This window comes from Streptomyces sp. NPDC044106 (assembly GCF_056433985.1).
This window is the reverse complement of the sequence record NZ_JBWKFZ010000005.1, coordinates 30,259-54,889: the sequence shown is the minus strand read 5'-3', so window position 1 is coordinate 54,889 and position 24,631 is coordinate 30,259. Positions and strand designations below refer to the sequence as shown.

Sequence of the window (24,631 nt, the reverse complement as noted above, 5' to 3'; positions counted from 1 at the left end):
GAAGTGGGCCGGGGCACCCTCGTCAGTGCGCGGCGGCCGCCGGATGCTGGGCGCGGTTCACGTCGTACACCCCGGGCACCGCGCGCATCGCCCGCATCAGCCCTGGCAGGTGCGCCGCGTCCGGGAGTTGCAGCGTGTACGTATGGCGCACTCGCTGTTGGCTCGGCGGCTCCACGGTGGCCGAGATGATCGCCACCCCTTCGAGGGCGATCGCTTCGGTGAGGTCGGCGAGCAGATGGGCCCGGCCGAACGATTCAGCGATCAAGGTGACCCGGCACTCGGCGGTGTCCCCCCAGTGCACGCCGACCTCGGGGCGCCCGACCTCCTTCATCCGCGCCACGGCGGGACAGCCGACCCGGTGGACGGTCACGACACCGCCGCGCACGGCGAAAGCGGTGACGTCGTCGGGCGGCACCGGCGTACAGCACCCCGCGAGGCGGACGCTCGCACCCTCGCGGTCCACGACGGCGTTCGCCGCGGCGGGCCGTGCCGCTGCGGAGGGTTCCGGTTTCGGTACGGGCGCCGATGCCTGCTGGGGCGGGCGCTGTGCGGCCGGCGTCGGCACGGGCGCCGCGGGCGCCGGGTGGGTGGTGAGCCAGCGCCGGATGGCGATGCGCGCGGCGGGCGTGCGGGCGTGGTCCAGCCACTCGCGCGAGGGACCGGAGGTCAGGTCCTGGCCCATGAGCAACTGGACCGTGTCACCGTCCCGCAGGACCGTGCTGAGCGTCGCGAGGCGGCCGTTGACGCGTGCTCCGATGCAGGCGTGCGCGTCCTCGCCGTACTGGGCGTAGGCGGCGTCCACGCAGCTGGCGCCCGCCGGCAGGCCGAGTGTGCCGCCGTCGGGCCGGAAGACGGCGATCTCGCGGTCCTGGGCGAGGTCTTCCCGCAGCGTCGACCAGAATGTGTCCGGGTCCGGGGCGGCCTGCTGCCAGTCGAGGAGCCGGGAGAGCCAGCCGGGCCTCGTTGGATCCACCCGCTCGTCGTCGGCGCCGTCGGACGGCTCCTCCGAAGGAGGAGCGTAGGGGTTGCGCAGTGCGACCACGCCCGCCTCGGCGACCTGGTGCATCTGATGCGTGCGGATGAGTACTTCGGCGACTTCGCCGTCGGAGCGGGTCACGGCCGTGTGGAGCGACTGGTAGAGGTTGAACTTCGGTACGGCGATGAAGTCCTTGAACTCCGAGACGACCGGAGTGAAGCAGGTGTGCAGTTCCCCGAGGACTCCGTAGCAGTCCGCGTCCTCGTTGACGAGCACGAGGAGCCGGCCGAAGTCGGACGCGCGGAGTTCGCCGCGCTTGCGGTGCACGCGGTGGACGGAGACGTAGTGCCGCGGCCTGATGAGGACCTCGCCGGCGATGCCCGCGTCCCGCAGCACGCCGCGTACGTCGTCCGCGATGGCGCCCAGCGGGTCGTCCGCGCTCTCCGCGTTGGCGGCGACCATGGCCTTGACCCGGGCGCACTCCTCCGGATGGAGGATCGCGAAGACGAGATCCTCCAGTTCGGTCTTGAGCGCCTGCACACCGAGGCGCTCGGCGAGCGGAATGAGCACGTCCCGGGTCACCTTGGCGATGCGGGCCTGTTTCTCGGGCCGCATGACACCGAGGGTGCGCATGTTGTGCAGCCGGTCGGCGAGCTTGATCGACATGACGCGTACGTCGTTGCCGGTGGCGACGAGCATCTTACGGAAGGTCTCGGGCTCGGCCGCCGCTCCGTAGTCGACCTTCTCCAGCTTGGTGACGCCGTCGACCAGATAGCAGACGTCGTCGCCGAACTCGGCCCGCACCTGGTCGAGGGTGACGTCCGTGTCCTCGACGGTGTCGTGGAGCAGGGACGCGGTCAGGGTCGTGGTCTCGGCGCCGAGCTGGGCGAGGATCAGGGTCACCGCGAGCGGGTGCGTGATGTACGGCTCGCCGCTTTTGCGCATCTGACCGCGGTGGGAGGACTCGGCCAGTACGTACGCGCGGCGCAGCGGCTCCAGGTCGGCGTCCTGGTAGTGGGCCCTGTGGGCCTCGGCGACGTGGCCGATCGCGTCCGGGAGCCGGTCCCGGGTGCCGGATCCGAGCAGGGCCGCACGGCCGAGCCTGCGCAGGTCGAGGCGGGCGCGGCCGCGCCTGCGCTGGACCCCGGGCGTCGCGGGGCCGGGCGTGGCTGGGTTCGTGGCCTCCGCACTCATGGGCACCTCCGGCTGCTTCGACCGGCGGTGAGCGGACGACGGCATACTCCGTCCGGGCCGGTGCTTGATGCTACCGAGCCCATCACGCGGCGCTGACCGCCTCTCGCCGAGCGTGAAACGGATCACCCATTCGAGCGACAGTTCATGGGAGTACCGTTTCGAGCCATTCGGACGCGACCGCGCCCTCGGCGACGATCACCGCGCCGCCCGTCATCTCGATCTCGCCGTCGGGCCGCTCGGTGATCGTCAGGCGTCCGCCGGGCAGGTCGACGGCGTAGGTGACGGGGGTCCCGGTCACAGCAGGGTCCACGCCGTCCCTGCGGGCCGCCGCCACGGCGACGGCGCACGCGCCCGTGCCGCAGGAGCGGGTCTCGCCCGCGCCGCGCTCGTGCACGCGCATGGCGACGTGGTGGGGGCCGCGGGGGACGACGAATTCGACGTTCACCCCGTGCGGGTAGGCGGCGGCCGGGCTGAAGGGCGGCGGGTCGTAGAGGCTGCCGGCTTCGGAGAAGTCGTCCACGAAGGCGACCGCGTGCGGATTGCCCATGCTGACGTTGCGCGCGGGCCATCGGCGGTCGCCGACCGAGACGGTGACGTCGCCCTCAAGGAGCAGCGCCTTGCCCATCCCCACGGTGATCTCGCCGCCGGACTCGGCCTTGGCGATGTGCACGGTCTTCACGCCGCCCCGGGTGGCCACCGCCAGGTCGCCCTCGCCGACATGCCCCGCACGCTGTAGGTAGCGGGCGAAGACGCGCACGCCGTTGCCGCACATCTCCGCGACCGATCCGTCGCCGTTGCGGTAGTCCATGAACCACTCGGCCCGCTCCGCCAGATGGCGCGCCTCGGGGTGGGCGGCGGAGCGTACGACATGGAGGAGGCCGTCGCCACCGATGCCCGCGCGGCGGTCGCACAGAGCGGCCACGGCGGCCGGAGGCAGCTCGATGGCGTTGTCGGGGTCGGGGATGATCACGAAGTCGTTCTCGGTCCCGTGCCCCTTGAGGAAGGCGATCCGCGTGCTCATTCCTCGATCGTACGGGGTGGGTACGACACTCGGTTCACGGAGTGCGGCCGGGAAGGCGGACCGCAGAGGTTTTCCGACCTCAGCGGAGTCTGGCCACGCGCCACACGGCGAGGACCACGGCGCCCAGGAACGTCAAGGCGTACGCGGAGACGACCCGCCAGTCCGGGCGGCGACCGGAGCCGCGCTCGGGCAGCCCCGGCCAGGTGTGCCCCACGCGGCGGGCGGCCATCATGCCCCAGCCTGCGGCGCAGCAGCTGATCAGCAGACCTAGCATGGCGACCACCGCGCCGCCGTCGCCGAATTCGAAGGCGAGCGGGAAGGCGAACATCAGCGAACCGACCGCGGCCAGGATCACGATGGGCGCGAGCTGCCAGATGCGCAGGCGGCGCTGTGGGCGCAGCTCGACCTCGACCTCGGCCTGCGCCGTCATCCCGTCCGCGCCGGGACCGTCGTCGCTCACACTGCCCGGGGTCTCGTCGGGACCGTCGGGACTCAGTTGCTCTTCGCCGCCATGTGCGGTGTCACGAGGGCCGGCCTCCATCGCCACGCGCCCTCCACTTCGGACTCCACCGGTCGATCGATGGTCGATGATGGCACGGCGTCAGGCACCGGGATGACCGCCGGAGCGTCCCGATGCCATCACGTGATCAGGCTGTGACCGGTCGTTCGACCAACGCCAGTGCGCGTGCCCGGAGTTCCCCTCGGTCGGCCTCGGCACCACTGAGCCAGCTCACCCGCGGATCGCGGCGGAACCACGAGTCCTGACGGCGCGCGAAGCGCTTGGTGGCGCGTACCGTCTCGGCGCGCGCCTCGTCCTGTGTGCACTCCCCCGCGAGCGCCGCGAGCACCTGCTGGTAGCCGAGCGCGCGTGAAGCCGTGCGCCCTTCGCGCAGCCCCTGCGCCTCCAGTGCACGCACCTCGTCGACCAGGCCCCCCTCCCACATGCGGTCCACGCGCGTGGCGATGCGTTCGTCGAGTTCGGGACGTGCCACGTCGACGCCGATCTGGAGGGTGTCGTACACCGAGTCGTGGCCGGGGAGGTTGGCAGTGAAGGGCTTGCCGGTGATCTCGATGACCTCCAGGGCGCGGACGATCCGGCGGCCGTTGCTGGGCAGGATCGCCTGCGCCGCTCCTGGGTCGGCGGCGGCCAGGCGGGCGTGCAGCGCACCGGATCCGCGCAGCGCGAGCTCCTCCTCCAGGCGGGCGCGGACGGCCGGGTCGGTGCCGGGGAATTCCAGGCGGTCCACGGCCCCCCGGACGTACAGTCCGGAGCCGCCGACCAGGATCGGCCAGCGCCCCTCGGCGAGGAGGCGGTCGATCTCGGCGCGGGCCAGTTTCTGATACTCGGCGACGCTGGCCGCCTCCGTGACGTCCCAGATGTCGAGGAGGTGGTGCGGGACGCCGCCACGCTCCTCGGGCGTCAGCTTGGCGGTACCGATGTCCATCCCCCGGTACAGCTGCATGGAGTCGGCGTTGACGATTTCGCCGCCGAGGGACTGGGCGAGGAAAACGCCCAGATCGGACTTTCCTGCCGCGGTCGGACCGACGACGGCGATGACCCGCGGGGCGGGGGCTGCACTACTCACCGCCCCAGTCTCGCAAACGCGGGGCCCTCTTCCCGAACGAGCTACGTGACGGCACGGCTTCGGGGTCGTTGCCTGTTGCGAGGTTCCGGCCGCCGGTTTCGAGGACCGATCACCTGTGCGCCGCAATGAGACGCACCGGGCGGGGCGGGATTTCGCCCACACGAGTAACGTATGGAGTAGATATGGGCGTTTTTGCACGGTTCCGTCGGAAGGCCAAGGACGGCGAAGAGGCGTCAACGACCGAGGCAGCTGCCGCCGCGCTGACGGCCGAGCCCGAGGAGGCCGAGGGCCTTCCCGAGGCCGGCACCGATACGAAGCCCGCTGCCGAGGCCGGCACGGACGCCGAGGGTGCCGCCGAGGAGAAGTCCGCGGAGCCCGCTGACGCGGCCGCCGCGGAGGGCGTGGAGATCCCGAAGCAGCAGTCCGCCGAGGCCGCCGCCGACAGCGAGGCCGGTGAGGGCGCCCGGAAGTAGCTCCCCAGCGAGGGAAGGTGTACCCATGGGCTTCCTGGACCAACTGAAAGCCAAGCTCGCCCCTGCCAAGGACAAGGTCTCGGACCTCGCGCAGCAGCACGGGGACAAGATCGACCGGGGCCTGGAGAAGGCCGCGAAGGTCGTCGACGAGAAGACCAAGGGCAAGTACAGCGACAAGATCCAGGCGGGCACGGGAAAGGCGAAGGACGCGGTCGACCGCCTCGCAGGGGCGGACGAGGGCAAGAACCCGGGCGGCAGCGCCACCCCTCCGTCGCCCCCACCACCCCCTCCGGCTTCCTGAACCACAGCGGCGGACGGCCGCGGAGCACACCGCTTCGCGGCCGCCACCGTCCGTCCCGGCCGGTTCGCCGGAAGTGGCCGGTCCGCCCGGCGTCCCGGGCTACGACCAGGCGGCCACCACATAGCCCACGCCGTACGGCGCGTCCTCGTAGAGAAGCTCGCCGCTCAGCGACGCGCCCTCCGCCGCGCCTGCCAGCACCTGCCACGGGGCGCGGCCCGCCGCCTTCAGTTCGTACGCGAGGCCCGCGTCCAGCGCCTTCAGCGCCGCCACATCGGCTGCGCCGAGGGCACGTCCGACCTCCGCGTCGAAGTCGGCCGCCCGCTCGTCCAGGTACCCCGGGGCCTTGAGCGTGCGGCACGCGCTGGAGTCGCCCATCACCAGCAGTGCCACGCGGTCCGCGCGTGCCCCGATCTCCCCTCCGACGTGAATACACCGCTCGGCGGGAAGTGGTTCCCCCACTCCGAGACCTTCCACCGGGGCGGTCGACCACCGCGTCTGCCCGAGCAGCCATCCGGCCACCGCGAGGGACGGCGGCAGCGGACGCTGAGGGGCGGCGTCCGGCGCCGTGCCGGGTCGGGAGGCCTCCCGCGCCGGCACGGGACCAAGGTGTACGTCGAGGTCCACCCCGAAGCCGCGGAAGGATCCGCGTGCGCCCTGGGGGTGCGGCCCGCGGCCGCTCTGCTCGGCGGGGCCGACCACGACGAGGCGGTCGGGCCGTGCGGCGGCGAGCACCCCGATGGCGTCCGAGCAGGCCGCGCGCGCGGCGTCCAGTTCAGGACCGGCGCCCGCGGCGACCTCGGGGACGAGCAGCGGCGGACAGGGGCAGACGGCAGCGGCGACAAGCATGATCCGCAGCGTAACGCGCCCCTGTCGGCCGATCGTTTCCGATCCCCGCCCCGGTGAGCCTCGATTCCGGATCCCGCCCCGGTGCGGGCCTTGCGCCCGCCCCCGTGGTCCCACCGGCTGTGCGGTCAGTCGCAGCCGCAGCCGCTGCCCGCTGCCGCCGGGAGCGGCTCCGGAGCGCCGATCTTCGGCAGGCCCAGCATCACGCCCGTGGGCTTCGCGGCCGCCTCGGTGTTCCGTTTCTCCCAGGCGTCACCCGCGCGCGTGGGGCGCACGTTCAGTACGGCGCCCTCGGCCAGCAGGTGGTGCGGCGCGGCGTAGGTGATCTCCACGGTCACGACGTCACCGGGTCGCACCTCGGTGTCCGGCTTGGTGAAGTGGACCAGCCGGTTGTCGGGGGCGCGGCCGGAGAGGCGGTGCGTGGCGCCGTCCTTGCGGCCCTCGCCCTCGGCCACCATCAGGTCCAGAGTGCGGCCGACCTGCTTCTTGTTCTCCTCCCAGGAGATCTCCTCCTGGAGGGCCACCAGCCGCTCGTACCGCGACTGGACGACCTCCTTGGGGATCTGCCCCTCCATGGTCGCCGCGGGCGTCCCGGGGCGCTTGGAGTACTGGAAGGTGAAGGCGCTCCCGAAGCGGGCCTCGCGGACCACGTGCATCGTCTGCTCGAAGTCCTCCTCGGTCTCGCCGGGGAAGCCCACGATGATGTCGGTGGAGATCGCCGCGTCGGGCATGGCCGCGCGGACCTTCTCGATGATCCCCAGGAAGCGGTCCTGCCGGTACGAGCGGCGCATCGCCTTGAGGATCGTGTCCGAGCCGGACTGCAGCGGCATGTGGAGCTGCGGCATCACGTTCGGCGTCTCGGCCATGGCGGCGATCACGTCGTCGGTGAAGTCGCGCGGGTGCGGGGAGGTGAAGCGGACACGCTCCAGGCCCTCGATCTTTCCGCAGGCGCGCAGCAGCTTGCTGAAGGCCTCGCGGTCGCCGATGTCCGAGCCATACGCGTTCACGTTCTGTCCGAGGAGCGTGATCTCGCTGACGCCCTCGCCGACCAGCGCCTCGATCTCCGCGAGGATGTCGCCGGTCCTGCGGTCCTTCTCCTTGCCGCGCAGCGCGGGCACGATGCAGAAGGTGCACGTGTTGTTGCAGCCGACCGAGATGGAGACCCAGGCCGCGTACGCGCTCTCGCGACGGGTCGGCAGCGTCGAGGGGAAGGCCTCGAGGGACTCGGCGATCTCGACCTGTGCCTCTTCCTGGACGCGGGCGCGCTCCAGGAGGACGGGCAGCTTGCCGATGTTGTGCGTGCCGAAGACGACGTCCACCCAGGGCGCCCTCTTGACGATGGTGTCGCGGTCCTTCTGGGCCAGACAGCCACCGACGGCGATCTGCATCCCCGGACGCTTGGTCTTCATCGGCGCCAGGCGCCCGAGATTGCCGTACAGACGGTTGTCGGCGTTCTCGCGCACGGCGCACGTGTTGAAGACGACGACGTCGGCATCGCCGTCCGCCCCTTCGGGCGCACGCTCGTAACCGGCGTCCTCCAGCAGGCCGGAGAGCCGCTCGGAGTCATGGACGTTCATCTGGCACCCGTAGGTGCGCACCTCGTAAGTCTTCGCGCTCATCTCGCCCCCCAGGGTACGGGGTCGCCACGCGCGCGTGGCCGCGGATGGCGACCGGGGCAGCAGGCGAGCGGGGCCCGGGGCGGCACAGTGTGGTCTCACCCCTGGTCAGCACGGTGAACGGGCTGGCAGGATCGCGCGCATGCTCAAGGCACTCCCCCACATCGGCAGGCGCCGCGCCCTCCAGGGTTCGGCCGCGGCGCTCGTGGTGTTCGGCCTGCTGCTGTGGTGGCTGCTGCCCGTGGGAGAGGACTCCCCGAGCGGGCGGATGACGTTCAGTACGGGCGTCGAGAAGGGTGTGTACGAGCGGTACGGCAAGCTCCTGCGGACGGAGATCTCGCGGGACATGCCGAAGGTCGACGTCGAGCTCCTCAACAGCGAGGGCTCGCAGCAGAACGTCGCGCGGGTGGCCACAGGGAAGTCCGACTTCACCATCGCGGCCGCCGACGCCGTGGAGACGTACCGCCTCGACGGCGCACCCGGCTGGTACCGCCTGCGTGGCTGTACGCGGCTGTACGACGACTACGTCCAGCTCGTGGTGCCCCGGTCCTCGGACATCGACACCGTCGAAGAGCTGCGGAACAAGCGCGTGGCGGTGGGGCAGGAACATTCGGGGGTGCGGCTGATAGCCGACCGGGTGCTCAGCGCCGCGGGCCTCGATCCGGTCGCGGACGTGAAGCCGGTGGCCGCCGGGATCGACACCATGCCCGGGCTCCTGAAGAGCGGCTCCATCGATGCCTTCTTCTGGTCGGGCGGGCTCCCGACCACTTCGGTGCGGGAGCTCTCCGAAGAGATGGACATCAAGCTCGTGAAGCTCGGATACCTGGTCGACGCGTTGCACAAGCAGGGTGGTGGTTCGCGCTACTACCGGGCCGCGACGATGCCGGCCGACGCCTATCCCCTGGCCCAGCGGGGCTCCGCCGTACCGACGCTCGCCGTGGCGAACCTCCTGGTCACCACGGACCGGGCCGATCCCGAGCTGACCGAGAGGCTGACCCGCACCGTCATCGACAGCCGCGACCACATCGGTGATCAGGTGCACGCGGCCCAGCTGGTGGATCTGCGCACCGCCCTGTTCACCGACCCGCTCCCGCTGCACGACGGCGCGCGCCGCTACTACCGCTCGGTGAAGCCCTGAACCGCTGCCGTCTCACACCGGCGCCGAGGGCCCGCTGCGCGGGACGCTGACCGTCACCCTCAGGCCGTGCGGTTCATGACGGGCGTATGCGATGGAGCCGCCGCCCGCCGCGAGCAGGGCCCGCGAGATGGACAGACCGAGCCCCGAGCCCTGCACGTTCTGATGCCGGTTGCTGCGCCAGAAGCGGTCGCCGACGCGCGCGAGCTCGTCCTCGGTGAGGCCGGGGCCGCCGTCGGTGACCACCACGGTCGTCGTCGCGTCACTGGAGGAGACCGCGACATGGACGAGCCCGGCCTCGGGCGTGAACTTCAAGGCGTTGTCGATCACCGCGTCCAGTGCGCTGGAGAGGGCGATCGGGTCGGCCCAGCCGGTGGTGGCGGGGCAGTCGCCGGTCAGCCGCACGCCGCGCTCGGCGGCGAGCGGCCGCCAGGAGGCGACGCGCTCGGCGGCCAGTTCGCCGATGTCGGTGAGGCTCAGGTCGGCCGCGGCGTGCTCGGCGAGGGCGAGGTCGAGCAGGTCGTCGAGCACCTGGGCAAGGCGCTTGCCCTCCGTGCGGACCGAGGCGATCTCTTCGTTGCCCTCGGGCAGTTCGAGGGCGAGGAGCTCGATGCGCAGCAGCAGGGCCGAGAGGGGGTTGCGCAGTTGGTGGGAGGCGTCGGCGACGAAGGCGCGCTGCTGCTCGAGGACGTCCTCGACGTGGTCGGCCATCTCGTTGAACGACCGGGCCAGGCGTCTGAGTTCCGGCGGCCCGCCCGCCGCCGCGACACGGGACTTGAGGCGCCCGGTCGCTATGTCGTGCGTGGTCGCGTCCAGGACGCGCACCGGGCGCAGCACCCAGCCGGTGAGCCGCAGGGCCGCGCCGACCGCCAGGAGCATGGCCGCCGCCTCTCCCGCGCCGATGAGCAGCCAGCCGTGCAGTGTCGCCGAACGCATGCGCCCGGTCGGTGAGTCCGTGACGACGACGGCGATGACGTCGCCGTCCTTGATCACCGGGGACGCGACGGCGAGCCGCCCGCGTTGCCACGGCCACACCTGCTCGGGATCGTGGCTGCCGCGCGAGCGGAGCGCCTCCTCGAAGGCGCCCCGCACGTCCCCGCGCCGTGGCAGGAACCAGTTGCTCGGAGCGTTGGCCATGGGCCCGCCGTCGCGGTAGAAGACACCCGCGCGGATGCCGTAGACGTCGAAGTAGTCGTCGAGTTCCTTCTGGAGCGTCTCGCGGCGCTCGTCGCTGCTGCCCTCCACCCGTGAGCCCGCGGGGCGTTTGGTGACGAACTGCGCGAGCGAGGCGAAGCGCGCCGTGTCGTCGATCCGGTCGACGACCACCTTCTGCTGCTGGGCCGCCGCGACGCTGACGGCTAGCGGGAAGCCGAGCGCGAGCAGGACGCCCGCCATCAGGATGATCAGCAGCGGGAGGAGGCGGGAGCGCACCTGTCCTGGCCCGGGCTACGCGGCCGGGGCGACGAGGCGGTAGCCGACGCCGCGCACGGTCTCGATCAGGGCCGGCATGTGCAGTTTGGAACGCAGGGACGCCACGTGCACTTCGAGCGTGCGGCCGGTCCCTTCCCAACTGGTGCGCCACACTTCGCTGATGATCTGTTCCCGGCGGAACACCACTCCGGGGCGCTGGGCGAGGAGGGCGAGCAGGTCGAACTCCTTGCGGGTCAGCTGGACGACCGCGCCGTCCACGCTGACCTGCCGGGTGGGCAGTTCGATGTGCACGGAACCGAGCCGGAGTCTGCTGTCGCCGGGCGTCACCGCGTCGCCCGGCGCGGGCCGCCGGATGACGGCGTGGATGCGGGCGATGAGCTCCCCGGTGTCGTACGGCTTCACTACGTAGTCGTCGGCTCCGAGGTTGAGGCCGTGGATGCGGGAGCGTACGTCCGCGCGCGCCGTCACCATGATCACCGGCGTCGAGCCGCGCTTGCGGATCTTGCCGCACACCTCGTAACCGTCCTGGTCGGGCAGGCCCAGGTCGAGAAGCACCACTCCGAAGGGGGCCGATTCGGCGGGCAGCAGCGCCTGCAACGCCTCCGCGCCGCTGCGGGCGTGCACGACGTCGAATCCGTGCCTGGCCAGGACCGCGGACAGGGCGGCGGCCACGTGATCGTCGTCCTCTACAAGAAGCAGTCTCATACGGGCCCCCTCCAGTTCATCGGTCGTTGTGCTGTGGCCGGTAATGGTGGTCGCGTACTCGCGCGGCGCACCAAGGCATCCACGCCGATGGATAAGGACCTCGTCAAGAGGGTTCAGGGCGTCGGCACGTTCCGTTACCCACCCGGTACGCACATCGTGGACCCTCTTCACACGGTGTGTCCGGTTGCGGCCGGATCGTTATGCTCAATTTCCCCTCAGATGTAATGACGCTGGTCGCACTGGGTTATTACTGTCCTCCCAACCGAGGAGGATGGAGCAACAAGCCGTGACCGAAGTATCGGTGACCAAGGACGCCATACCGTCTGGGGCCGACGACCTGGTCGTGCTGAAGAACGTCAACAAGCACTTCGGCGCTCTGCACGTCCTCCAGGACATCGACCTGACCATCGCCCGCGGCGAGGTCGTCGTCGTGATCGGCCCCTCCGGGTCCGGCAAGTCGACCCTGTGCCGCACCATCAACCGCCTGGAGACGGTCGACTCGGGAGACATCTCGATCGACGGCAAGCCGCTGCCCCAGGAGGGCAAGGAGCTGGCCCGCCTCCGCGCCGACGTGGGCATGGTCTTCCAGTCCTTCAACCTTTTCGCGCACAAGACCGTGCTCGAGAACGTGACGTTGGGCCAGACCAAGGTGCGCAAAACCGGCAAGGCGGAGGCGGAGACGAAGGCGCGCGCCCTGCTCGACCGCGTGGGCGTCGCCTCCCAGGCCGACAAGTACCCCGCACAGCTCTCCGGCGGTCAGCAGCAACGCGTCGCCATCGCGCGGGCGTTGGCGATGGACCCCAAGGTGATGCTCTTCGACGAGCCCACATCGGCGCTCGACCCGGAGATGATCAATGAGGTCCTCGAGGTGATGCAGCAGCTCGCCCGGGACGGGATGACGATGATCGTCGTCACCCACGAGATGGGCTTCGCCCGCTCCGCGGCCAACCGCGTCGTCTTCATGTCGGACGGGCGGATCGTCGAAGAGGCCGTGCCGGACCAGTTCTTCAGCAACCCGCGCAGCGACCGGGCCAAGGACTTCCTCTCGAAGATCCTTAAGCACTGAGGCTTCCACGCCGTCTCAACTCCAGTCGAAACAGAGGATGTTCACGATGAAGTTCCGCAAGTCCGCCGCCGCAGCCGCCGTTGTCGCCGCTCTCGCCCTGACCGCCACCGCCTGTGGTGGCGAGGAGGGGACGGCCGGTGACAAGCCGAAGGACCCGGCCGGCGGGAAGAACGCGCCCAAGCTGCCCACGTACACCGTGAAGTCCGGCGTCAAGGTCGACTCCGACGTCCTGAAGAAGGCCCAGAAGGCCGGCAAGATCGTCATCGGCGCCAAGGACGACCAGCCGTACCTGGGCTTCAAGGACAGCGCGGGCAAGCGCTCCGGCTTCGACATCGAGATCGCCAAGATGGTCGCGGCCGACCTCGGGTTCAAGCCCGAGCAGATCGAGTTCAAGACGATCGACTCCGGTGTCCGTGAGACCACCATCTCCAAGGGTGACGTCGACCTCTACGTAGGCACGTACACGATCAACGACGAGCGCAAGAAGCAGGTCGGCTTCGCCGGGCCCTACTTCATGGCCGGTGCCGACCTGCTCGTCCGCCACGACGAGAAGAGCATCACGGGGCCGGACTCCGTGAAGGGCAAGAAGGTCTGCTCGATCGTCGGCTCCACTCCCCTCCAGGAGATCAAGAAGTCGAAGTACGGCGCCAAGACCGTCGAGCTGGCGAAGTACTCGGAGTGCGTGCAGCAGCTCATCAACAAGGAGGTCGACGCCGTCACCACCGACGACGCCATCCTCAAGGGCTACGCGGCACAGCAGCCGAAGGCGCTGAAGGTGGTCGGCAAGCCGTTCACCAAGGAGCCCTACGGCATCGGCATGAACAAGAACGACAAGGCCCTGCGGAACGCGGTCGCGGACGCCGTCGAGGCGCACCAGAAGAACGGCGACTACAAGAAGGCGTACGACGCGACGCTCGGCCGGTCGGGCTCCAAGTTCACCGAGCCGCCGGCCCTCGAGCGCTACTGACCCGCTGCTCGCCCGCTCCACTCCCCGGCAGTGAGCTGACCGGCCCCCCGTAGGCACCCAGGCGGTGCCTACGGGGCCGGCTCCCCTGCCCGACCACTGCCGCCCACGAGGACATCCCCGTGAATGTACTGCTCGACCATATGGCGGAATTCCGCGAGGGATTCATAGGCACGATCTGGCTGACCGTGGCCAGTGGCGTGCTCGCGCTGCTCCTCGGCGTCGCGCTCGCCGGCTTCCGCGTCTCGCCCGTGCCGCCGCTGCGGTTCTTCGGCGCCGCTTGGGTCACCCTGTTCCGGAACACCCCGCTGACGCTGCTCTTCCTCACCATCTGGTTCGCGGTGCCGCAGGTCTTCGACTTCGGCTTCGACCCGTGGACCAAGGCGCTGATGGTGCTCAGCATCTACACCTCGTCGTTCGTCTGCGAGGCTGTCCGGTCCGGCATCAACACCGTCCCCCTCGGTCAGGCGGAGGCCGCCCGTTCACTGGGGATGACGTTCTTCCAGACGCTCGGGACGATCATCCTGCCCCAGGCGGTGCGCACCGTACTTCCGCCGCTGAGCAGCATCTTCATCGCGCTGACGAAGAACTCCGCCATCGCGGGCGCGTTCAGCGTCACGGAACTCTTCGGCTGGCAGAAGACCCTCAGCGACCAGGGCTTCGCCATCGCCTGGCTGTTCCTCTGGGTGGCGCTCGGCTACCTCATCATCACATTCACCATCAGTGGCCTGTTCCGGCTGCTCGAACGGAGCCTGGAGGTCGCACGATGAGCTCCAGCGTCCTGTACGACGCCCCGGGCCCCAAGGCCCGGATGCGCAACCGCATCTACTCCGTCATCGGCACGGCGGCCATCATCGGCCTCGCCGTCGTCGTGATCATGCGTCTCTCCGACCGCGGCCACTTCGACTCCGCGGTCTGGAAGACCTTCAACTACTCCAACGTGCGGACGATCATCCGCGACGGCATCGTCACCACGCTGAAGGTCTTCGCCCTCGCCGGGGTGCTTTCCCTGGTGCTCGGCGCGCTGCTCGCGGTCGCCCGTGCCTCGGACCACCGTCCGGTGCGCTGGCTGGCCACCGGTTTCATCGAACTGTTCCGCGCCATCCCGCTGCTGATCACGATCTACGCCCTGTGGGTGCTCTTCCTGACCTACAAGAGCGACCTCGGCTCCGTCGGCGCCAACAACGGCTTCTGGGCCCTGGTCATCGGTCTGGCCGTCTACAACGGCGCGGTGCAGGCAGAGGTGCTGCGGGCCGGATTCAACGCTGTGCCACGCGGTCAGGTGGAGGCGGCTTACGCGCTGGGGCTGCGCAAGTCCCAGGTCATGACGATGCTCCTGCTGCCGCAGGCGGTCAGGTCCATGCTGCCCACGATCATCAGCCAGCTGGTGGTCACGCTGAAGGACACGTCGCTCGGCTACATCATCACGTACGCGGAGCTGCTGTACGCGGCGCGGCAACTGGCCAACACCACGCTCGTCAACGGCCAGTACATCTACGTTCCGGTGATCATGGTCGTCGGCACGATCTACGTGGCGATGTGCATGGCGCTCTCCGGGCTCGCCACCTGGGTCGAGAAGCGCGGGCGCCGCGCGAAGACGGGCATCGTCGTGGCGGCGGCCGCCGAACCGGCCGAGGCACCCGGCGTTCTCGACCCGACCGAGCCGCTCGACGGACCCGGCGGCCCTGACGGCCCCGACGCGCCGCCCGCCAAGGTGAAGTAGCGGCGCGCCGGGCCGGAACCGGGTCCACGGAGTCAGGTGAGGCAGTGGCCGTGGGCCGCTGCCTCACTCTTTGGTCAGGGTGCGCCCGAGGAGGGCAAGCAGGCGGTCCCAGTGACGCCGCAGCGCGGCCGGGCTGAAGGCGTCCGTGTCGGCCATGGTGAAGCCGTGGACGGCGCCGGAGTAGGTCTCGCAGGTGTAGTCGACCCCCGAGGCGTCCAGCGCCCTCTGAAGCTCGCTGAGAGCCTCGGGCGACAGGTCGTGTTCGGCGAGGCCGATGTGGACCTGGGCGGTCAGCTCGGGCACGAGGCGGTGCGGGCTGTCGGGCGCGTCGGTGACCACGAAGCCGGGATGGAACGCGGCGAGGGCGGCCACCTGCCCGGGGTGGGCCGTCGCGGTGCGCATCGCCAGGGCGCCGCCGATGCAGTAGCCGATCACGCCGACCAGCCCCGCGCACGTCTCGGGCCGGGTGGCGAGGAACCCGAGGTACGCGTCGGCGTCACGCAGAACGCGTTCGGTGGTGTGTTCCTCGACCAACGGCATCAGTCGGCCGATGATGTCGGACCTGACCTCTTCGCCTATGTGGTCGGGGAGTTCGGTGACGGGGGCCGGGCCCCGCCGATAGTAGATGTTGGGGACGAGCACGTAGTACCCGTGCCCGGCCAGCTCGCGGGCCATCCGCTCCAGAACGGGCCGCACTCCGAAGGCGTCGCTGTACAGCAGCACCCCCGGGTACTGCCCACCGTCATCGGGGAAGGCGGCGAAGCCGTCGGCCTCGCCGTCGGCGGTGGGAATCTGCAGCGTCTTGGTGAGCGTGACGGACATGGCGGATGGTCCTTCCTCGGAACGATGCAAGTACGCGACCTCTCTCCAGGCCGGAACAGAGCGGAGAACGACCCGGTGGTGACCTACGGTCACGGGCAGACCTGGCGCCGGTGCGAGGGCACCTGCACATCAGGTACCGGTCGAACCCGGTAGGAACCGTAACAGCGATGATCAACCCCGGTCGCTCATAGAACTCCCCCAACGGATCACGGAGTTGATTCGCACCCGCACCCCCTACAGGGAGCCCGCCTTCGTCATCCCATCGGACCACGTCAGACGCCGGGCGGCGCCCTCACGGCGTCCCACGCGGGCAGGGCCGCGATTGGTGGGACGATCAGACATGGTGGTGACGGCGGTGCTCAGGCCGGGGCCGCCGTCGCTTGACGCGGGCACAAGCAATGGGTTGCATACGTTCTGTGATCGTGCACCGGGCTCCAACTGCCAGTTTCTGTACGTACGTCCAGCGCATCCGGGCAGCCCGGACCCTCGGAGTCCGCCGGGCCGGAGGGTGTGCGCCGTGGACCCGGTGATCGTCGTCGGCGCGGGTCCCGTAGGACTGGCGCTCGCCCTCGCCCTCGCCCGCCATTCGGTACCCACCGTCGTCCTCGACGAGGGTCCCGGCAAGGACGAGCAGCGGCCCGCGCGGACCGTCGTGCTCCGCGAGGACACCGCCGCGTTCGTGGAGCGGCTCGCGGGCCGCTCCTTCGGTGACGTGGAGTCGGGTGCGCGGTGGGCCGGCTGGCGTTCCGTACGGCGCAAGCAGTTGACGCAGGAGCTCGACTTCGGCGACGGGACCCGCGCCCCGCTGCATGTGCCGCAGCACGTACTGACCGGAGCGCTGCGCGAGGCCATCGCCACCGAGCGACTCGTCAAGATCGCGGTGGAGAGCAAGCTCGACTCGCTGGAACAGGACTCCACAGGTCTGACCGCACACACCCGCGACCCCAAGGGCACCTGGTGGCGCGGCAGTTACCTGGTGGGCTGTGACGGCTCCCGCTCCACGGTGCGCAAACTCCTCGACGTCCGCTTCCCAGGACGTACGGCCGTCGAACGACACGCCGTGGCCTCGCTGCGCACGGAACTTCCCTGGCCCCGTCAGGCGTTGTTGCATCGGATGCCTCCGTGGCGCGGCGGCGGCGCCGAGGTGACGGGCCGCCCGCTCGCCGACGGGGTGTGGCGGCTCGACTGGCTGCTGCCGCCGCGCGGTGAGCTGGTGACGCCCGACGCCCTCGTCGTACGCATCCGGGAGACGCTCGCGGGCTGGTGCGGGGGGTCCACACCACCGTACGAACTGCTCGACACCGGAGTGCACATCGTCCACCACCGGCTCGCCCGACGGTGGCGGGTCGGCCGCGCATTCCTCGCCGGGGACGCCGCGCATCTGCTCGGCGCGCTCGGTGCACAGGGGCTCGACGAGGGCCTGCGGGACGCCGACAACCTCGCCTGGAAGCTCGGGCTCGCCTGGCACCACGGGCCGCGCGAAGCACTGCTCGACAGTTACCAGGTCGAGCGGCGGGCCGGCGTGGCCGCGCGGCTGCGCGCCGCCGACCAGGCGTTGCCCGTGCTGCGCGGCGGCAAGGGTCTGCGCTCGTATGCGCCGGGGACCGCACGCGGGCACGACACGCTCCTCACCGACGGTCACGTGGGGCGCGGCCGGATCGGCGCGCCCCCGTCGTACGCCGAGTCGCCGCTGGCGCCCGCCCCTTCGGAGTCCGTCACGGCGGTGGGCACGGAACCCGGTGAGCCGGTCGTCGACGTACGGGTGACGGCGCCCGACGGCTCCATCGTCCAGTTGCGGGACCGCCTCGGGCTCAAACATCTGCTCGTCGTCCTCGTCGCGCCGGGCACCGTGGTGTGGGAGCGGCGGCACTGGGTGACGGCCGGAATCATGCCGCGGCTCGCCGCCGCCGTCACGGCGCTGCCGCACCCCGCGGAGCTGCTCGTCGCCGAGAGCTACCCGGGGGCCGCCGCCCACTCGGTGCTGCTCGTACGGCCCGACGGGCACCTGGTCACCGCGCTCTCGGGGGTGCGCCCGGCCGAGCTGTACGCGGCGGCCGAGGCGGCGCTGGGCGGCCCCGCGCCGGCGGGAGGCGGGGGCGAGGCAGGGCAAGCGGACCGGGCCGACCAAGCGGATCAGGAGGAGCAGGGGGAGAGCGCGGCGGAGACGGTGCGGCCTCGGAGGTGAGGGGGCGGGGGTGGGGCCCGCTTCTCGCGTTCGAAGGGCCCGTCCGCCTGGTTCCGAGGGTCATTCGACCGCATGCTGGGCCGAGGTTGACCGGCCCTCAGCCCCGTGGTCTACTCCGGAACGTGACCGACACCGATGTGCGCCTGTGGCGGAGGGTCCACATGGACCTCGTCCGCTACGCAGGCTGCGTGTGTCACCCGTCCTGTTGATTTCGCCTTCTCCTTCGCGCGCTGAGCACCCGTTCCGGGCCGTCTCGCGCGCTTTTCCGCGAACCACCAGGACGGTACCCGTGTCTGTTGTCCCTTCCGCCGCCGCGCCCGCGTCCGCGCGGTCCTCCGCGCCCACCGCGGCCGAACTCCTCGCCTTCGTCCGCCGCACAGCGGCCGACCCCGACCTCATCGCCTCCCTGCCGCTCGATCCCGAGGGCCGCACCTGGGTGCGGCTGCAGGGCCCCGGCGGCAGCGAGGCGTGGCTGATCGGCTGGCCGCCCGGCACCGGCACCGGCTGGCACGACCACGCCGAGTCGGTCGGCGCCTTCCTCATCGCGACGGGCACCCTCAAGGAGTACTCGCTCGCGGCGCGGCTGCCCACCGACGGCTGGAAGACCCTGGAGCTCTCCGACGGCGTCGACCGCGAGCGGGAACTGACGGCCGGTGAGGGCCGCGCCTTCGGCACCAACCACGTGCACGAGGTACTGAACGAGTCGCTGAGCGAGCATGCCGTGTCCGTGCACGCCTACTACCCGCCCCTGCCGCGGATCCGCCGGTACGGCCGTACCGGCGCCGTGCTCCGCCTGGAGTCCGTGGAGCGTCCCGAGGACTGGCAGTGAGCGATCGAGGACGAGTCGAGGAACGGACTGACGGACCAGTGGACACACACGCCGGCGAACGCCCCATCGGTATAGACGAGTTGCTGGAACGCGTACGGCTCGGCCTCGACCGGCTCACTCCGGAGGAGGCTTACGAGACCGTCGAGGGTGGGGGCCTCCTGGTCGACATCCGCTATGCGACGCTGCGGGAGCGCGACGGGCTGATCCCCGGGGCGCTCGTCGTCGAACGCAACGAGCTGGAGTGGCGCCTCGACCCGCAGGGAAGCCATCGTGCCCGGGAGGCCACCGGCCACGACCTGCGCGTCGTCGTGGTCTGTAACGAGGGGTACGCGTCCAGTCTCGCGGCTGCGTCCTTGCGGCAGTTGGGGCTGCGCCACGCCACCGACCTCGTCGGCGGCTTCCAGGCATGGCGGGCGGCGGGACTGCCGGTCCTGACGGTCGAATTCCGCTCCTGAACGCGTCTGTGGCTCGGTAAGGGGCGTCTGCCATGGCCGACTGCCCCTTACCGCCCAATCGGCGGGCTGTGCCGGCCCGCTGAGTCACAGTCATCGGTGTTTCCGGCCGCTGTCCGCGCGGAGATGTCCGCAAACTCTCCCGGAATTGTCCGTGATCGGTAACAGACGCATCCCTGGGCCGCCGTGCCTCGTCCAACCAGTTGGTCGCGAGCGACCAGGGGGATTGGCGAAGAACTGCGTGAAAAGGGGCGGACATGGCACGGCACGGCGGCGGGCGTGGCTGGTACGGCAAGGTGATCGGAGCGGCGCTCGGGGTGACGATGCTCGCCACCGGCGCCTCGGTGTGGACCGCGCAGGCCGGTTCCGCGGAGGACGCGCCGCCGGAGGCGACCGCGCCGGCCGGACCGGCCAAGAACGTCAAGCCCGTCGATGCGACCATTGTGCACGCCTCGGAGAAGGGGAAGCGCGGCATCAACATCACCATAGACGACGGCCCCGACCCCAAGTGGACTCCCCAGATGCTCGACCTGCTGCGGGAGCACGGGGTGAAGGCCACGTTCTGCATGGTGGGAACGCAGGCGCAGGCCCACCCCGACGTCGTGAAGAAGGTCGTCGCGGCCGGACACCGGCTGTGCGACCACACGGTGTCCCACAACACCGCCATGGACAAGGACTCCCAGGACTACCAGTCCAAGCAGATACTCGACGCCGAACGCATGATCACCAAGGCGTCCGGTGGCGTACGGCCGATGTACTACCGGGCGCCCGGCGGCGCTTTCACCCCCTACAGCCGCAAGCTCGCCGCCTCCCGGGGCATGCGCCCGCTGGGCTGGAACGTGGACACCAAGGACTTCGAGCGGCCGGGCACGGACGCCATCGTCGCCACCGTCGAGCGGGAGCTGTCCAACGGCCCGACGCTCCTCTTCCACGACGCGGGTGGCGACCGCACCCAGACCGTCGAGGCCCTGCGCCGGATCCTCCCCCGGCTCAAGGAGCAGGGCTACACCTTCGGCTTCCCGGTGCGCTGAGCGCAGCAGCGCGCGGGTGGTCCGTGGCAGCCGGGCCCAGCGGCTCCGCAGGGAGGGGGAACCCCGCCCTGCGGAGCGCGGGTTGAAGTACAGGGAATCGCTCTGGTTGCCGCCCCACCCCCGTGGGGGCGGCCCGCTCAGAACGCCCCGTACCCCAAGTCCTCGGTATCCTCGCCCTCTTCCTCCAGGGCCTGTCGGACCACTCTGAGCGCCATGCCCTCCCCGTAGCCCTTGCGGGCGAGCATGCCCGCGAGGCGGCGCAGCCGCTTGTCGCGGTCGAGGCCTCGCGTGGAGCGGAGCTTGCGGGCGACCAGCTCACGCGCGGTCGCCTCCTCCTGCTCCGGTTCGAGCTGCCCCACGGCCTCGTCGATCAGCGTGGAGTCCACGCCCTTGGTACGCAGTTCCCGCGCGAGCGCACGGCGGGCCAGGCCCCGGCCGTGGTGCCGGGACTCCACCCAGGCGTCCGCGAAGGCGCTGTCGTTGATCAGACCGACCTCTTCGAAGCGGGAGAGCACCTCTTCCGCCACGTCATCGGGGATCTCCCGCTTGCGCAACGCGTCCGCGAGCTGCTTGCGCGTACGCGGGGTGCCGGTGAGCAGGCGCAGACAGATCGCCCGCGCCCGCTCAGCCGGGTCCCCCGTGGGCGGCTCCCCCTTCTCGGCCCTCGACGAGGAAGGGGAACCGCTGTCCTGGTGGCCGTCGAAACCGCCACGCCGTCGTCGGCGCCCACGGCTTCTACCGTCACCGTCCTTGCGGCCACCGTCCCGGAAGCCGTCGCCATCGCCGCCGAAGCCGCCGTGGCTGTCGTCCCGGCCTGTGCCGTCCTGATCCGCACCGTCCCCGTGGCCCCGCCCGGCGGGGCCGGTGCGGTTTTCGGGGGCGGTGTGGTCCGCCCAGTCGGTTCGCCGTGTCACGGGCTAGCTCTTGGCCGCCGTGGCCTTGGACTTGGTGACCTTCGCCGCCGGCGCGGGCACCGCCTTGGCGTCGTCGGCCGGAACCGCGGCCACCACGTCCGCGACCGGCTCGTCGGCCGGGGCCTCGGGCTTCACACCGACGCCCAGCTTCTCCTTGATCTTCCTCTCGATCTCGTTGGCGAGGTCGGGGTTGTCCTTCAGGAAGTTGCGGGCGTTCTCCTTGCCCTGGCCGAGCTGGTCGCCCTCGTACGTGTACCAGGCGCCGGCCTTGCGAACGAAGCCGTGCTCGACACCCATGTCGATCAGGCCGCCCTCGCGGCTGATGCCCTGGCCGTAGAGGATGTCGAACTCCGCCTGCTTGAAGGGGGGCGCGACCTTGTTCTTGACGACCTTGACGCGGGTGCGGTTGCCGACCGCGTCCGTGCCGTCCTTGAGGGTCTCGATGCGGCGGATGTCCATGCGCACCGAGGCGTAGAACTTCAGCGCCCGGCCACCGGTCGTGGTCTCGGGCGAGCCGAACATCACGCCGATCTTCTCGCGGAGCTGGTTGATGAAGATCGCGGTGGTCTTGGACTGGTTGAGCGCGCTGGTGATCTTCCGGAGCGCCTGGCTCATCAGGCGGGCCTGGAGACCCACGTGCGAGTCGCCCATCTCACCCTCGATCTCCGCGCGCGGCACCAGGGCGGCGACGGAGTCGATGACGATGAGGTCGAGGGCGCCGGAACGGACCAGCATGTCGACGATCTCGAGGGCCTGCTCGCCGTTGTCCGGCTGGGACAGGATGAGGTTGTCGATGTCGACGCCGAGCTTCTTCGCGTACTCGGGGTCGAGGGCGTGCTCCGCGTCCACGAAGGCCACCGCGCCGCCCGCCCGCTGAGCGTTGGCCACGGCGTGCAGCGTGAGGGTCGTCTTACCGGAGGACTCCGGGCCGTACACCTCCACCACGCGGCCGCGCGGGATGCCGCCGACGCCGAGCGCGACGTCGAGCGCGGTCGACCCGGTGGGGATGACCTCGATGGGCTCGTTCGGCCGCTCGCCCATGCGCATCACTGCGCCCTTGCCGAATTGTCGTTCAATCTGTGCGAGCGCGGCGTCGAGCGCCTTCTCGCGGTCGGTTCCTGCCATGGGTTCCACCCGATTTGCTTGAGTCGATCGCTTCACGTCAAAGACGCTAACGCCTGCCACTGACAATCCGCCTCGACGCCCGTCCCACCTGTGGATAACTCAAGATCATCCCGCACCGGAATCCTCTGAAGCGTCCCGGGCATCCTCCGCGCAACCCCCGGAAAATCACCGCCGGACTCCCCATGAGAATGGATGTTCGATTTCAGTGTCAAGCATGGCACGCGGCAGGCGTCAGGGCGTTGTCAGTGGCGGCTGACAGCATCGCCTGCCATGACGGACATGATCGACGACTGGCGGTCCTTCCTGGCGCGCTGGAGCCGGGAGTGGGCGGACGCGCAGGTCTCCGACCTCACCGAGGACGGGGCGAGCGCTCGGCGGGACGACGAACCTCCGAATACGCGCCGACTGGCGTTCCCGCCCGCGTCCGAGGAGAAGATCCTGGCCCTGGAGCAGCGGCTCGGCCTCCGGCTGCCGCCCTCGTACCGGACGTTCCTGGCGGTCAGCGACGGCTGGCGGCACGCGGGCGGCTTCGTCTGGCTGCTCGCGGGCACCGACCAGGTCCGGTGGCACGAGGACGAGGCGGGGCTGTCCGAGTTCTTCCCCGGAGAGCTCGACGAGGACTCCACGCCCGAGGAGGAGCTGCTCGCCGGGATGTGGGAGCGGTCGCTGCAGCTGGACGTGGAGTCGGACGCCGTCCACGTCCTCCTCGACCCGGGTGACGTGGGCGACTCCGGCGAGTGGGCCGTGTACAGCTACGCGTCGTGGCGCGCGAGCCCGCCGGAACGGTACGCGTCGTTCGGCGCGTTCATGGAGGCGATGTACCGGGAGTTCCACCTTCTGCAGGTGGACCGCTCGGAGCGGGCGGGGAGGCGGTTCGTCAACGCGACGACGCGGGCGCAGGACGCGGCCGTCGAGGCCGCCCGGCTGGACGCGCTGGGCGGACGGTACGAACAGGCCTCGGCGGCCCTGGCCGAGGCGGTCGCGTACGGCAGGCCCCGGGCGACGGGCCTGCGCGACCAGATCTGCCGACTGCTCGGGGAGACCTGCATGGTGTACTTCCACGGGCTCACGGGCGACCCGTTGTACGCGCCGGAGGTCCTTGCCGTACTGGAGGCCGAGCGCCGCAGGCGCCACCGGGGCGACGGATCGTCGACCCACCTGCTGAGGGGCGTTCCCGACGCGGTGCGCGAGGCGGTGGACGAGACCCTGGCACGCGTGCGTGAAGGCACCTTTCGCTACACCGCCGAGGGCCCGTTCGGCCGCGCCGTGGACGAAGCGCGGGAGCAGGCACGCTGGGGCGAGACGGACACCGCCTGGCGCACCTTGTGTGCCGCCCTGCCGAAGTGGCGGCCGCTCGGGCCCGACCACATCGCTCCCGTCGGCCTGCTCGCCGACCCGCTCCTCGGCCCCCTGATCACCCCCGACCGCGGCCGGGAACTGCTGGCCACGCCCCGCGCGGGCCTGCCGGGCGACGCCCCGGGGCCCCCGGCCCACCTGGACCCGCCGGGCCTGGCATGGCTGGCCGAGGACTCCGGCAGCTTCCCGGACGCGTACCGCTTCCTCCTGGTGGAGGGGGTGGAGCCGACCGGGCTGCCCGCCCGTATCGGTGCCGACGAAGACACCGGCCTGAACGAGCCGATGGAGTACTGGGAGGCGCGCACACGCTTTCCCGGGGACCGGAGCAGCTCGGCGCGGGAGGAGGGCGCGCTCGCCGCCGTGGGCCGGGCGGGTGCCGGTTGGAGCTTCGCCTTCGAGCCGCGGCCGGGCACGAAGTTCGACGAGCGGCGGTTCATCTCCCCGGGGATCGCCGCTTCCGCGGGCACGCGGGCGGTGACGGTGTGGAGCGAGCCCTCGGACGGGCGCCGCCCCGGTGTCTTCCATCTGTCCGTGGCCGAGAACGGCGAAGAGAGGTACGGATTCACCGTCCGAGGGGCCACGATCGCCCGGCAGGGGCACCTGCCGGGCGCACTGGACCCGGACGGTCTCTACTCACGGGACGCGCCGCACGGGGAGCGGCTGGAGCCGCACGGGGAATGGCTGGAGCCGTACGGGGAGCGGCTGGGTGAACGTCGCGCCCTGGAGGCCCTCGCGGCCGAGTTCGGCTGCCGGCTGCCCCGGTTCGCCATCCGGCACGGAAGCCTCCACACCTTCCGCACCCGCCCGTGGAGCCGCCCTCCGGGCCTGGAGGACCTGTACGCGACCTTCCACATACTGCGGGAGTAGCCGGTCGACGGCCCCA

The 24,631-nt window shown here is 70.9% G+C and carries 24 protein-coding genes; 13 read left to right on the top strand and 11 right to left on the bottom strand.

The window, feature by feature from the left end; translation table 11 throughout:
• Window positions 1-22: 22 nt before the first annotated feature.
• The 4 genes from AC07DI_RS10000 to miaA form a co-directional block, all read right to left on the bottom strand.
• Window positions 23-2,170, bottom strand: a complete 2,148-nt coding sequence (locus tag AC07DI_RS10000) for a RelA/SpoT family protein (protein ID WP_384260848.1) — start codon at window positions 2,168-2,170, stop codon at window positions 23-25.
• Between the two features lie 142 nt (window positions 2,171-2,312).
• On the bottom strand, window positions 2,313-3,191 hold the full coding sequence (gene dapF, locus AC07DI_RS09995; RefSeq protein WP_478903516.1) for a diaminopimelate epimerase: 879 nt from the start codon (window positions 3,189-3,191) through the stop codon (window positions 2,313-2,315).
• Window positions 3,192-3,270: 79 nt separating this feature from the next.
• A complete protein-coding gene (locus AC07DI_RS09990; RefSeq protein WP_384260948.1) occupies window positions 3,271-3,732 on the bottom strand; it encodes a hypothetical protein in 462 nt (153 codons plus the stop codon).
• A gap of 106 nt (window positions 3,733-3,838) precedes the next feature.
• The gene (gene miaA, locus AC07DI_RS09985) at window positions 3,839-4,777 is read right to left on the bottom strand and encodes a tRNA (adenosine(37)-N6)-dimethylallyltransferase MiaA (protein WP_478903514.1); all 939 of its coding nucleotides are present in this window, start codon (window positions 4,775-4,777) and stop codon (window positions 3,839-3,841) included.
• 182 nt (window positions 4,778-4,959) lie between these two features.
• Here miaA and AC07DI_RS09980 point away from each other — a divergent pair, with 182 nt between their 5' ends.
• Both AC07DI_RS09980 and AC07DI_RS09975 read left to right on the top strand, forming a co-directional pair.
• Window positions 4,960-5,250: a hypothetical protein gene (locus AC07DI_RS09980; protein ID WP_478903512.1), complete on the top strand. Its 291-nt coding sequence runs from the start codon at window positions 4,960-4,962 to the stop codon at window positions 5,248-5,250.
• 25 nt (window positions 5,251-5,275) lie between these two features.
• Window positions 5,276-5,551 carry an antitoxin gene (locus tag AC07DI_RS09975; RefSeq protein WP_478903511.1) on the top strand — a complete coding sequence of 92 codons (276 nt, stop codon included), beginning with the start codon at window positions 5,276-5,278 and terminating at the stop codon, window positions 5,549-5,551.
• Window positions 5,552-5,650: 99 nt separating this feature from the next.
• Here AC07DI_RS09975 and AC07DI_RS09970 read toward each other — a convergent pair whose 3' ends face one another.
• Window positions 5,651-6,397 carry a class III extradiol dioxygenase subunit B-like domain-containing protein gene (locus tag AC07DI_RS09970; RefSeq protein ID WP_478903509.1) on the bottom strand — a complete coding sequence of 249 codons (747 nt, stop codon included), beginning with the start codon at window positions 6,395-6,397 and terminating at the stop codon, window positions 5,651-5,653.
• A 125-nt stretch (window positions 6,398-6,522) separates the two neighbouring features.
• Window positions 6,523-8,013, bottom strand: a complete 1,491-nt coding sequence (miaB, locus tag AC07DI_RS09965; protein ID WP_478903507.1) for a tRNA (N6-isopentenyl adenosine(37)-C2)-methylthiotransferase MiaB — start codon at window positions 8,011-8,013, stop codon at window positions 6,523-6,525.
• Window positions 8,014-8,152: 139 nt separating this feature from the next.
• Between miaB and AC07DI_RS09960 the strand changes: the two genes are divergently transcribed.
• On the top strand, window positions 8,153-9,148 hold the full coding sequence (locus AC07DI_RS09960; RefSeq protein WP_384260865.1) for a TAXI family TRAP transporter solute-binding subunit: 996 nt from the start codon (window positions 8,153-8,155) through the stop codon (window positions 9,146-9,148).
• Between the two features lie 12 nt (window positions 9,149-9,160).
• Here AC07DI_RS09960 and AC07DI_RS09955 read toward each other — a convergent pair whose 3' ends face one another.
• Window positions 9,161-10,576 carry a sensor histidine kinase gene (locus AC07DI_RS09955; protein WP_478903505.1) on the bottom strand — a complete coding sequence of 472 codons (1,416 nt, stop codon included), beginning with the start codon at window positions 10,574-10,576 and terminating at the stop codon, window positions 9,161-9,163.
• A 15-nt stretch (window positions 10,577-10,591) separates the two neighbouring features.
• Entirely contained in the window at window positions 10,592-11,281 is a 690-nt protein-coding gene (locus tag AC07DI_RS09950) for a response regulator transcription factor (protein ID WP_384260871.1), read from the bottom strand.
• Window positions 11,282-11,567: 286 nt separating this feature from the next.
• Between AC07DI_RS09950 and AC07DI_RS09945 the strand changes: the two genes are divergently transcribed.
• From AC07DI_RS09945 to AC07DI_RS09930, 4 genes are all read left to right on the top strand, one after another.
• Window positions 11,568-12,347, top strand: coding sequence for an amino acid ABC transporter ATP-binding protein (locus tag AC07DI_RS09945; RefSeq protein WP_384260874.1), 780 nt, complete (start codon window positions 11,568-11,570; stop codon window positions 12,345-12,347).
• A 46-nt stretch (window positions 12,348-12,393) separates the two neighbouring features.
• Window positions 12,394-13,314: a glutamate ABC transporter substrate-binding protein gene (locus tag AC07DI_RS09940; RefSeq protein ID WP_478903502.1), complete on the top strand. Its 921-nt coding sequence runs from the start codon at window positions 12,394-12,396 to the stop codon at window positions 13,312-13,314.
• A gap of 119 nt (window positions 13,315-13,433) precedes the next feature.
• Window positions 13,434-14,081 carry an amino acid ABC transporter permease gene (locus AC07DI_RS09935; RefSeq protein ID WP_384260879.1) on the top strand — a complete coding sequence of 216 codons (648 nt, stop codon included), beginning with the start codon at window positions 13,434-13,436 and terminating at the stop codon, window positions 14,079-14,081.
• On the top strand, window positions 14,078-15,034 hold the full coding sequence (locus AC07DI_RS09930; protein WP_384260881.1) for an amino acid ABC transporter permease: 957 nt from the start codon (window positions 14,078-14,080) through the stop codon (window positions 15,032-15,034). The genes AC07DI_RS09935 and AC07DI_RS09930 overlap by 4 nt, the downstream gene beginning before the upstream one ends.
• A 63-nt stretch (window positions 15,035-15,097) precedes the next feature.
• On the opposite strand, the gene AC07DI_RS09925 is transcribed toward AC07DI_RS09930, so the two are convergent.
• Window positions 15,098-15,856 carry a dienelactone hydrolase family protein gene (locus AC07DI_RS09925; protein WP_478903500.1) on the bottom strand — a complete coding sequence of 253 codons (759 nt, stop codon included), beginning with the start codon at window positions 15,854-15,856 and terminating at the stop codon, window positions 15,098-15,100.
• 517 nt (window positions 15,857-16,373) lie between these two features.
• Here AC07DI_RS09925 and AC07DI_RS09920 point away from each other — a divergent pair.
• The 5 genes from AC07DI_RS09920 to AC07DI_RS09900 all read left to right on the top strand — a co-directional run bounded on the left by AC07DI_RS09920 (window position 16,374) and on the right by AC07DI_RS09900 (window position 20,353).
• Window positions 16,374-18,041 (top strand): FAD-dependent monooxygenase, encoded by a 1,668-nt coding sequence (locus AC07DI_RS09920; RefSeq protein ID WP_478903498.1) that lies wholly within the window; start codon window positions 16,374-16,376, stop codon window positions 18,039-18,041.
• Entirely contained in the window at window positions 18,038-18,250 is a 213-nt protein-coding gene (locus tag AC07DI_RS09915) for a putative leader peptide (RefSeq protein WP_478903496.1), read from the top strand. The genes AC07DI_RS09920 and AC07DI_RS09915 overlap by 4 nt, the downstream gene beginning before the upstream one ends.
• A gap of 80 nt (window positions 18,251-18,330) precedes the next feature.
• On the top strand, window positions 18,331-18,870 hold the full coding sequence (locus tag AC07DI_RS09910; protein WP_478903494.1) for a cupin domain-containing protein: 540 nt from the start codon (window positions 18,331-18,333) through the stop codon (window positions 18,868-18,870).
• Window positions 18,871-18,908: 38 nt separating this feature from the next.
• Complete coding sequence (locus tag AC07DI_RS09905) at window positions 18,909-19,325, top strand: rhodanese-like domain-containing protein (protein WP_478903492.1); 417 nt, start codon at window positions 18,909-18,911, stop codon at window positions 19,323-19,325.
• A gap of 254 nt (window positions 19,326-19,579) precedes the next feature.
• Window positions 19,580-20,353, top strand: coding sequence for a polysaccharide deacetylase family protein (locus AC07DI_RS09900; RefSeq protein WP_384260893.1), 774 nt, complete (start codon window positions 19,580-19,582; stop codon window positions 20,351-20,353).
• A gap of 137 nt (window positions 20,354-20,490) precedes the next feature.
• Here AC07DI_RS09900 and recX read toward each other — a convergent pair whose 3' ends face one another.
• Window positions 20,491-21,267, bottom strand: coding sequence for a recombination regulator RecX (recX, locus tag AC07DI_RS09895; protein WP_478903490.1), 777 nt, complete (start codon window positions 21,265-21,267; stop codon window positions 20,491-20,493).
• Window positions 21,268-21,270: 3 nt separating this feature from the next.
• Window positions 21,271-22,392 (bottom strand): recombinase RecA, encoded by a 1,122-nt coding sequence (gene recA / locus AC07DI_RS09890; protein ID WP_384260898.1) that lies wholly within the window; start codon window positions 22,390-22,392, stop codon window positions 21,271-21,273.
• A gap of 270 nt (window positions 22,393-22,662) precedes the next feature.
• Here recA and AC07DI_RS09885 point away from each other — a divergent pair, with 270 nt between their 5' ends.
• Window positions 22,663-24,615: an SMI1/KNR4 family protein gene (locus AC07DI_RS09885; protein ID WP_478903488.1), complete on the top strand. Its 1,953-nt coding sequence runs from the start codon at window positions 22,663-22,665 to the stop codon at window positions 24,613-24,615.
• Window positions 24,616-24,631 lie beyond the last annotated feature (16 nt).

Bases quoted from the DNA above. Each gene is read 5' to 3' on its own strand.
- AC07DI_RS09925 (WP_478903500.1), bottom strand. From the start codon at position 15,856: ATGTCCGTCACGCTCACCAAGACGCTGCAGATTCCCACCGCCGACGGC.
- AC07DI_RS09900 (WP_384260893.1), top strand. From the start codon at position 19,580: ATGGCACGGCACGGCGGCGGGCGTGGCTGGTACGGCAAGGTGATCGGA.
- AC07DI_RS09930 (WP_384260881.1), top strand. From the start codon at position 14,078: ATGAGCTCCAGCGTCCTGTACGACGCCCCGGGCCCCAAGGCCCGGATG.
- AC07DI_RS09950 (WP_384260871.1), bottom strand. From the start codon at position 11,281: ATGAGACTGCTTCTTGTAGAGGACGACGATCACGTGGCCGCCGCCCTG.
- miaB (WP_478903507.1), bottom strand. From the start codon at position 8,013: ATGAGCGCGAAGACTTACGAGGTGCGCACCTACGGGTGCCAGATGAAC.
- dapF (WP_478903516.1), bottom strand. From the start codon at position 3,191: ATGAGCACGCGGATCGCCTTCCTCAAGGGGCACGGGACCGAGAACGAC.
- AC07DI_RS09940 (WP_478903502.1), top strand. From the start codon at position 12,394: ATGAAGTTCCGCAAGTCCGCCGCCGCAGCCGCCGTTGTCGCCGCTCTC.
- AC07DI_RS09970 (WP_478903509.1), bottom strand. From the start codon at position 6,397: ATGCTTGTCGCCGCTGCCGTCTGCCCCTGTCCGCCGCTGCTCGTCCCC.
- AC07DI_RS09960 (WP_384260865.1), top strand. From the start codon at position 8,153: ATGCTCAAGGCACTCCCCCACATCGGCAGGCGCCGCGCCCTCCAGGGT.
- AC07DI_RS09885 (WP_478903488.1), top strand. From the start codon at position 22,663: ATGACGGACATGATCGACGACTGGCGGTCCTTCCTGGCGCGCTGGAGC.
- recA (WP_384260898.1), bottom strand. From the start codon at position 22,392: ATGGCAGGAACCGACCGCGAGAAGGCGCTCGACGCCGCGCTCGCACAG.
- AC07DI_RS09980 (WP_478903512.1), top strand. From the start codon at position 4,960: ATGGGCGTTTTTGCACGGTTCCGTCGGAAGGCCAAGGACGGCGAAGAG.
- AC07DI_RS10000 (WP_384260848.1), bottom strand. From the start codon at position 2,170: ATGAGTGCGGAGGCCACGAACCCAGCCACGCCCGGCCCCGCGACGCCC.
- AC07DI_RS09990 (WP_384260948.1), bottom strand. From the start codon at position 3,732: ATGGAGGCCGGCCCTCGTGACACCGCACATGGCGGCGAAGAGCAACTG.
- AC07DI_RS09975 (WP_478903511.1), top strand. From the start codon at position 5,276: ATGGGCTTCCTGGACCAACTGAAAGCCAAGCTCGCCCCTGCCAAGGAC.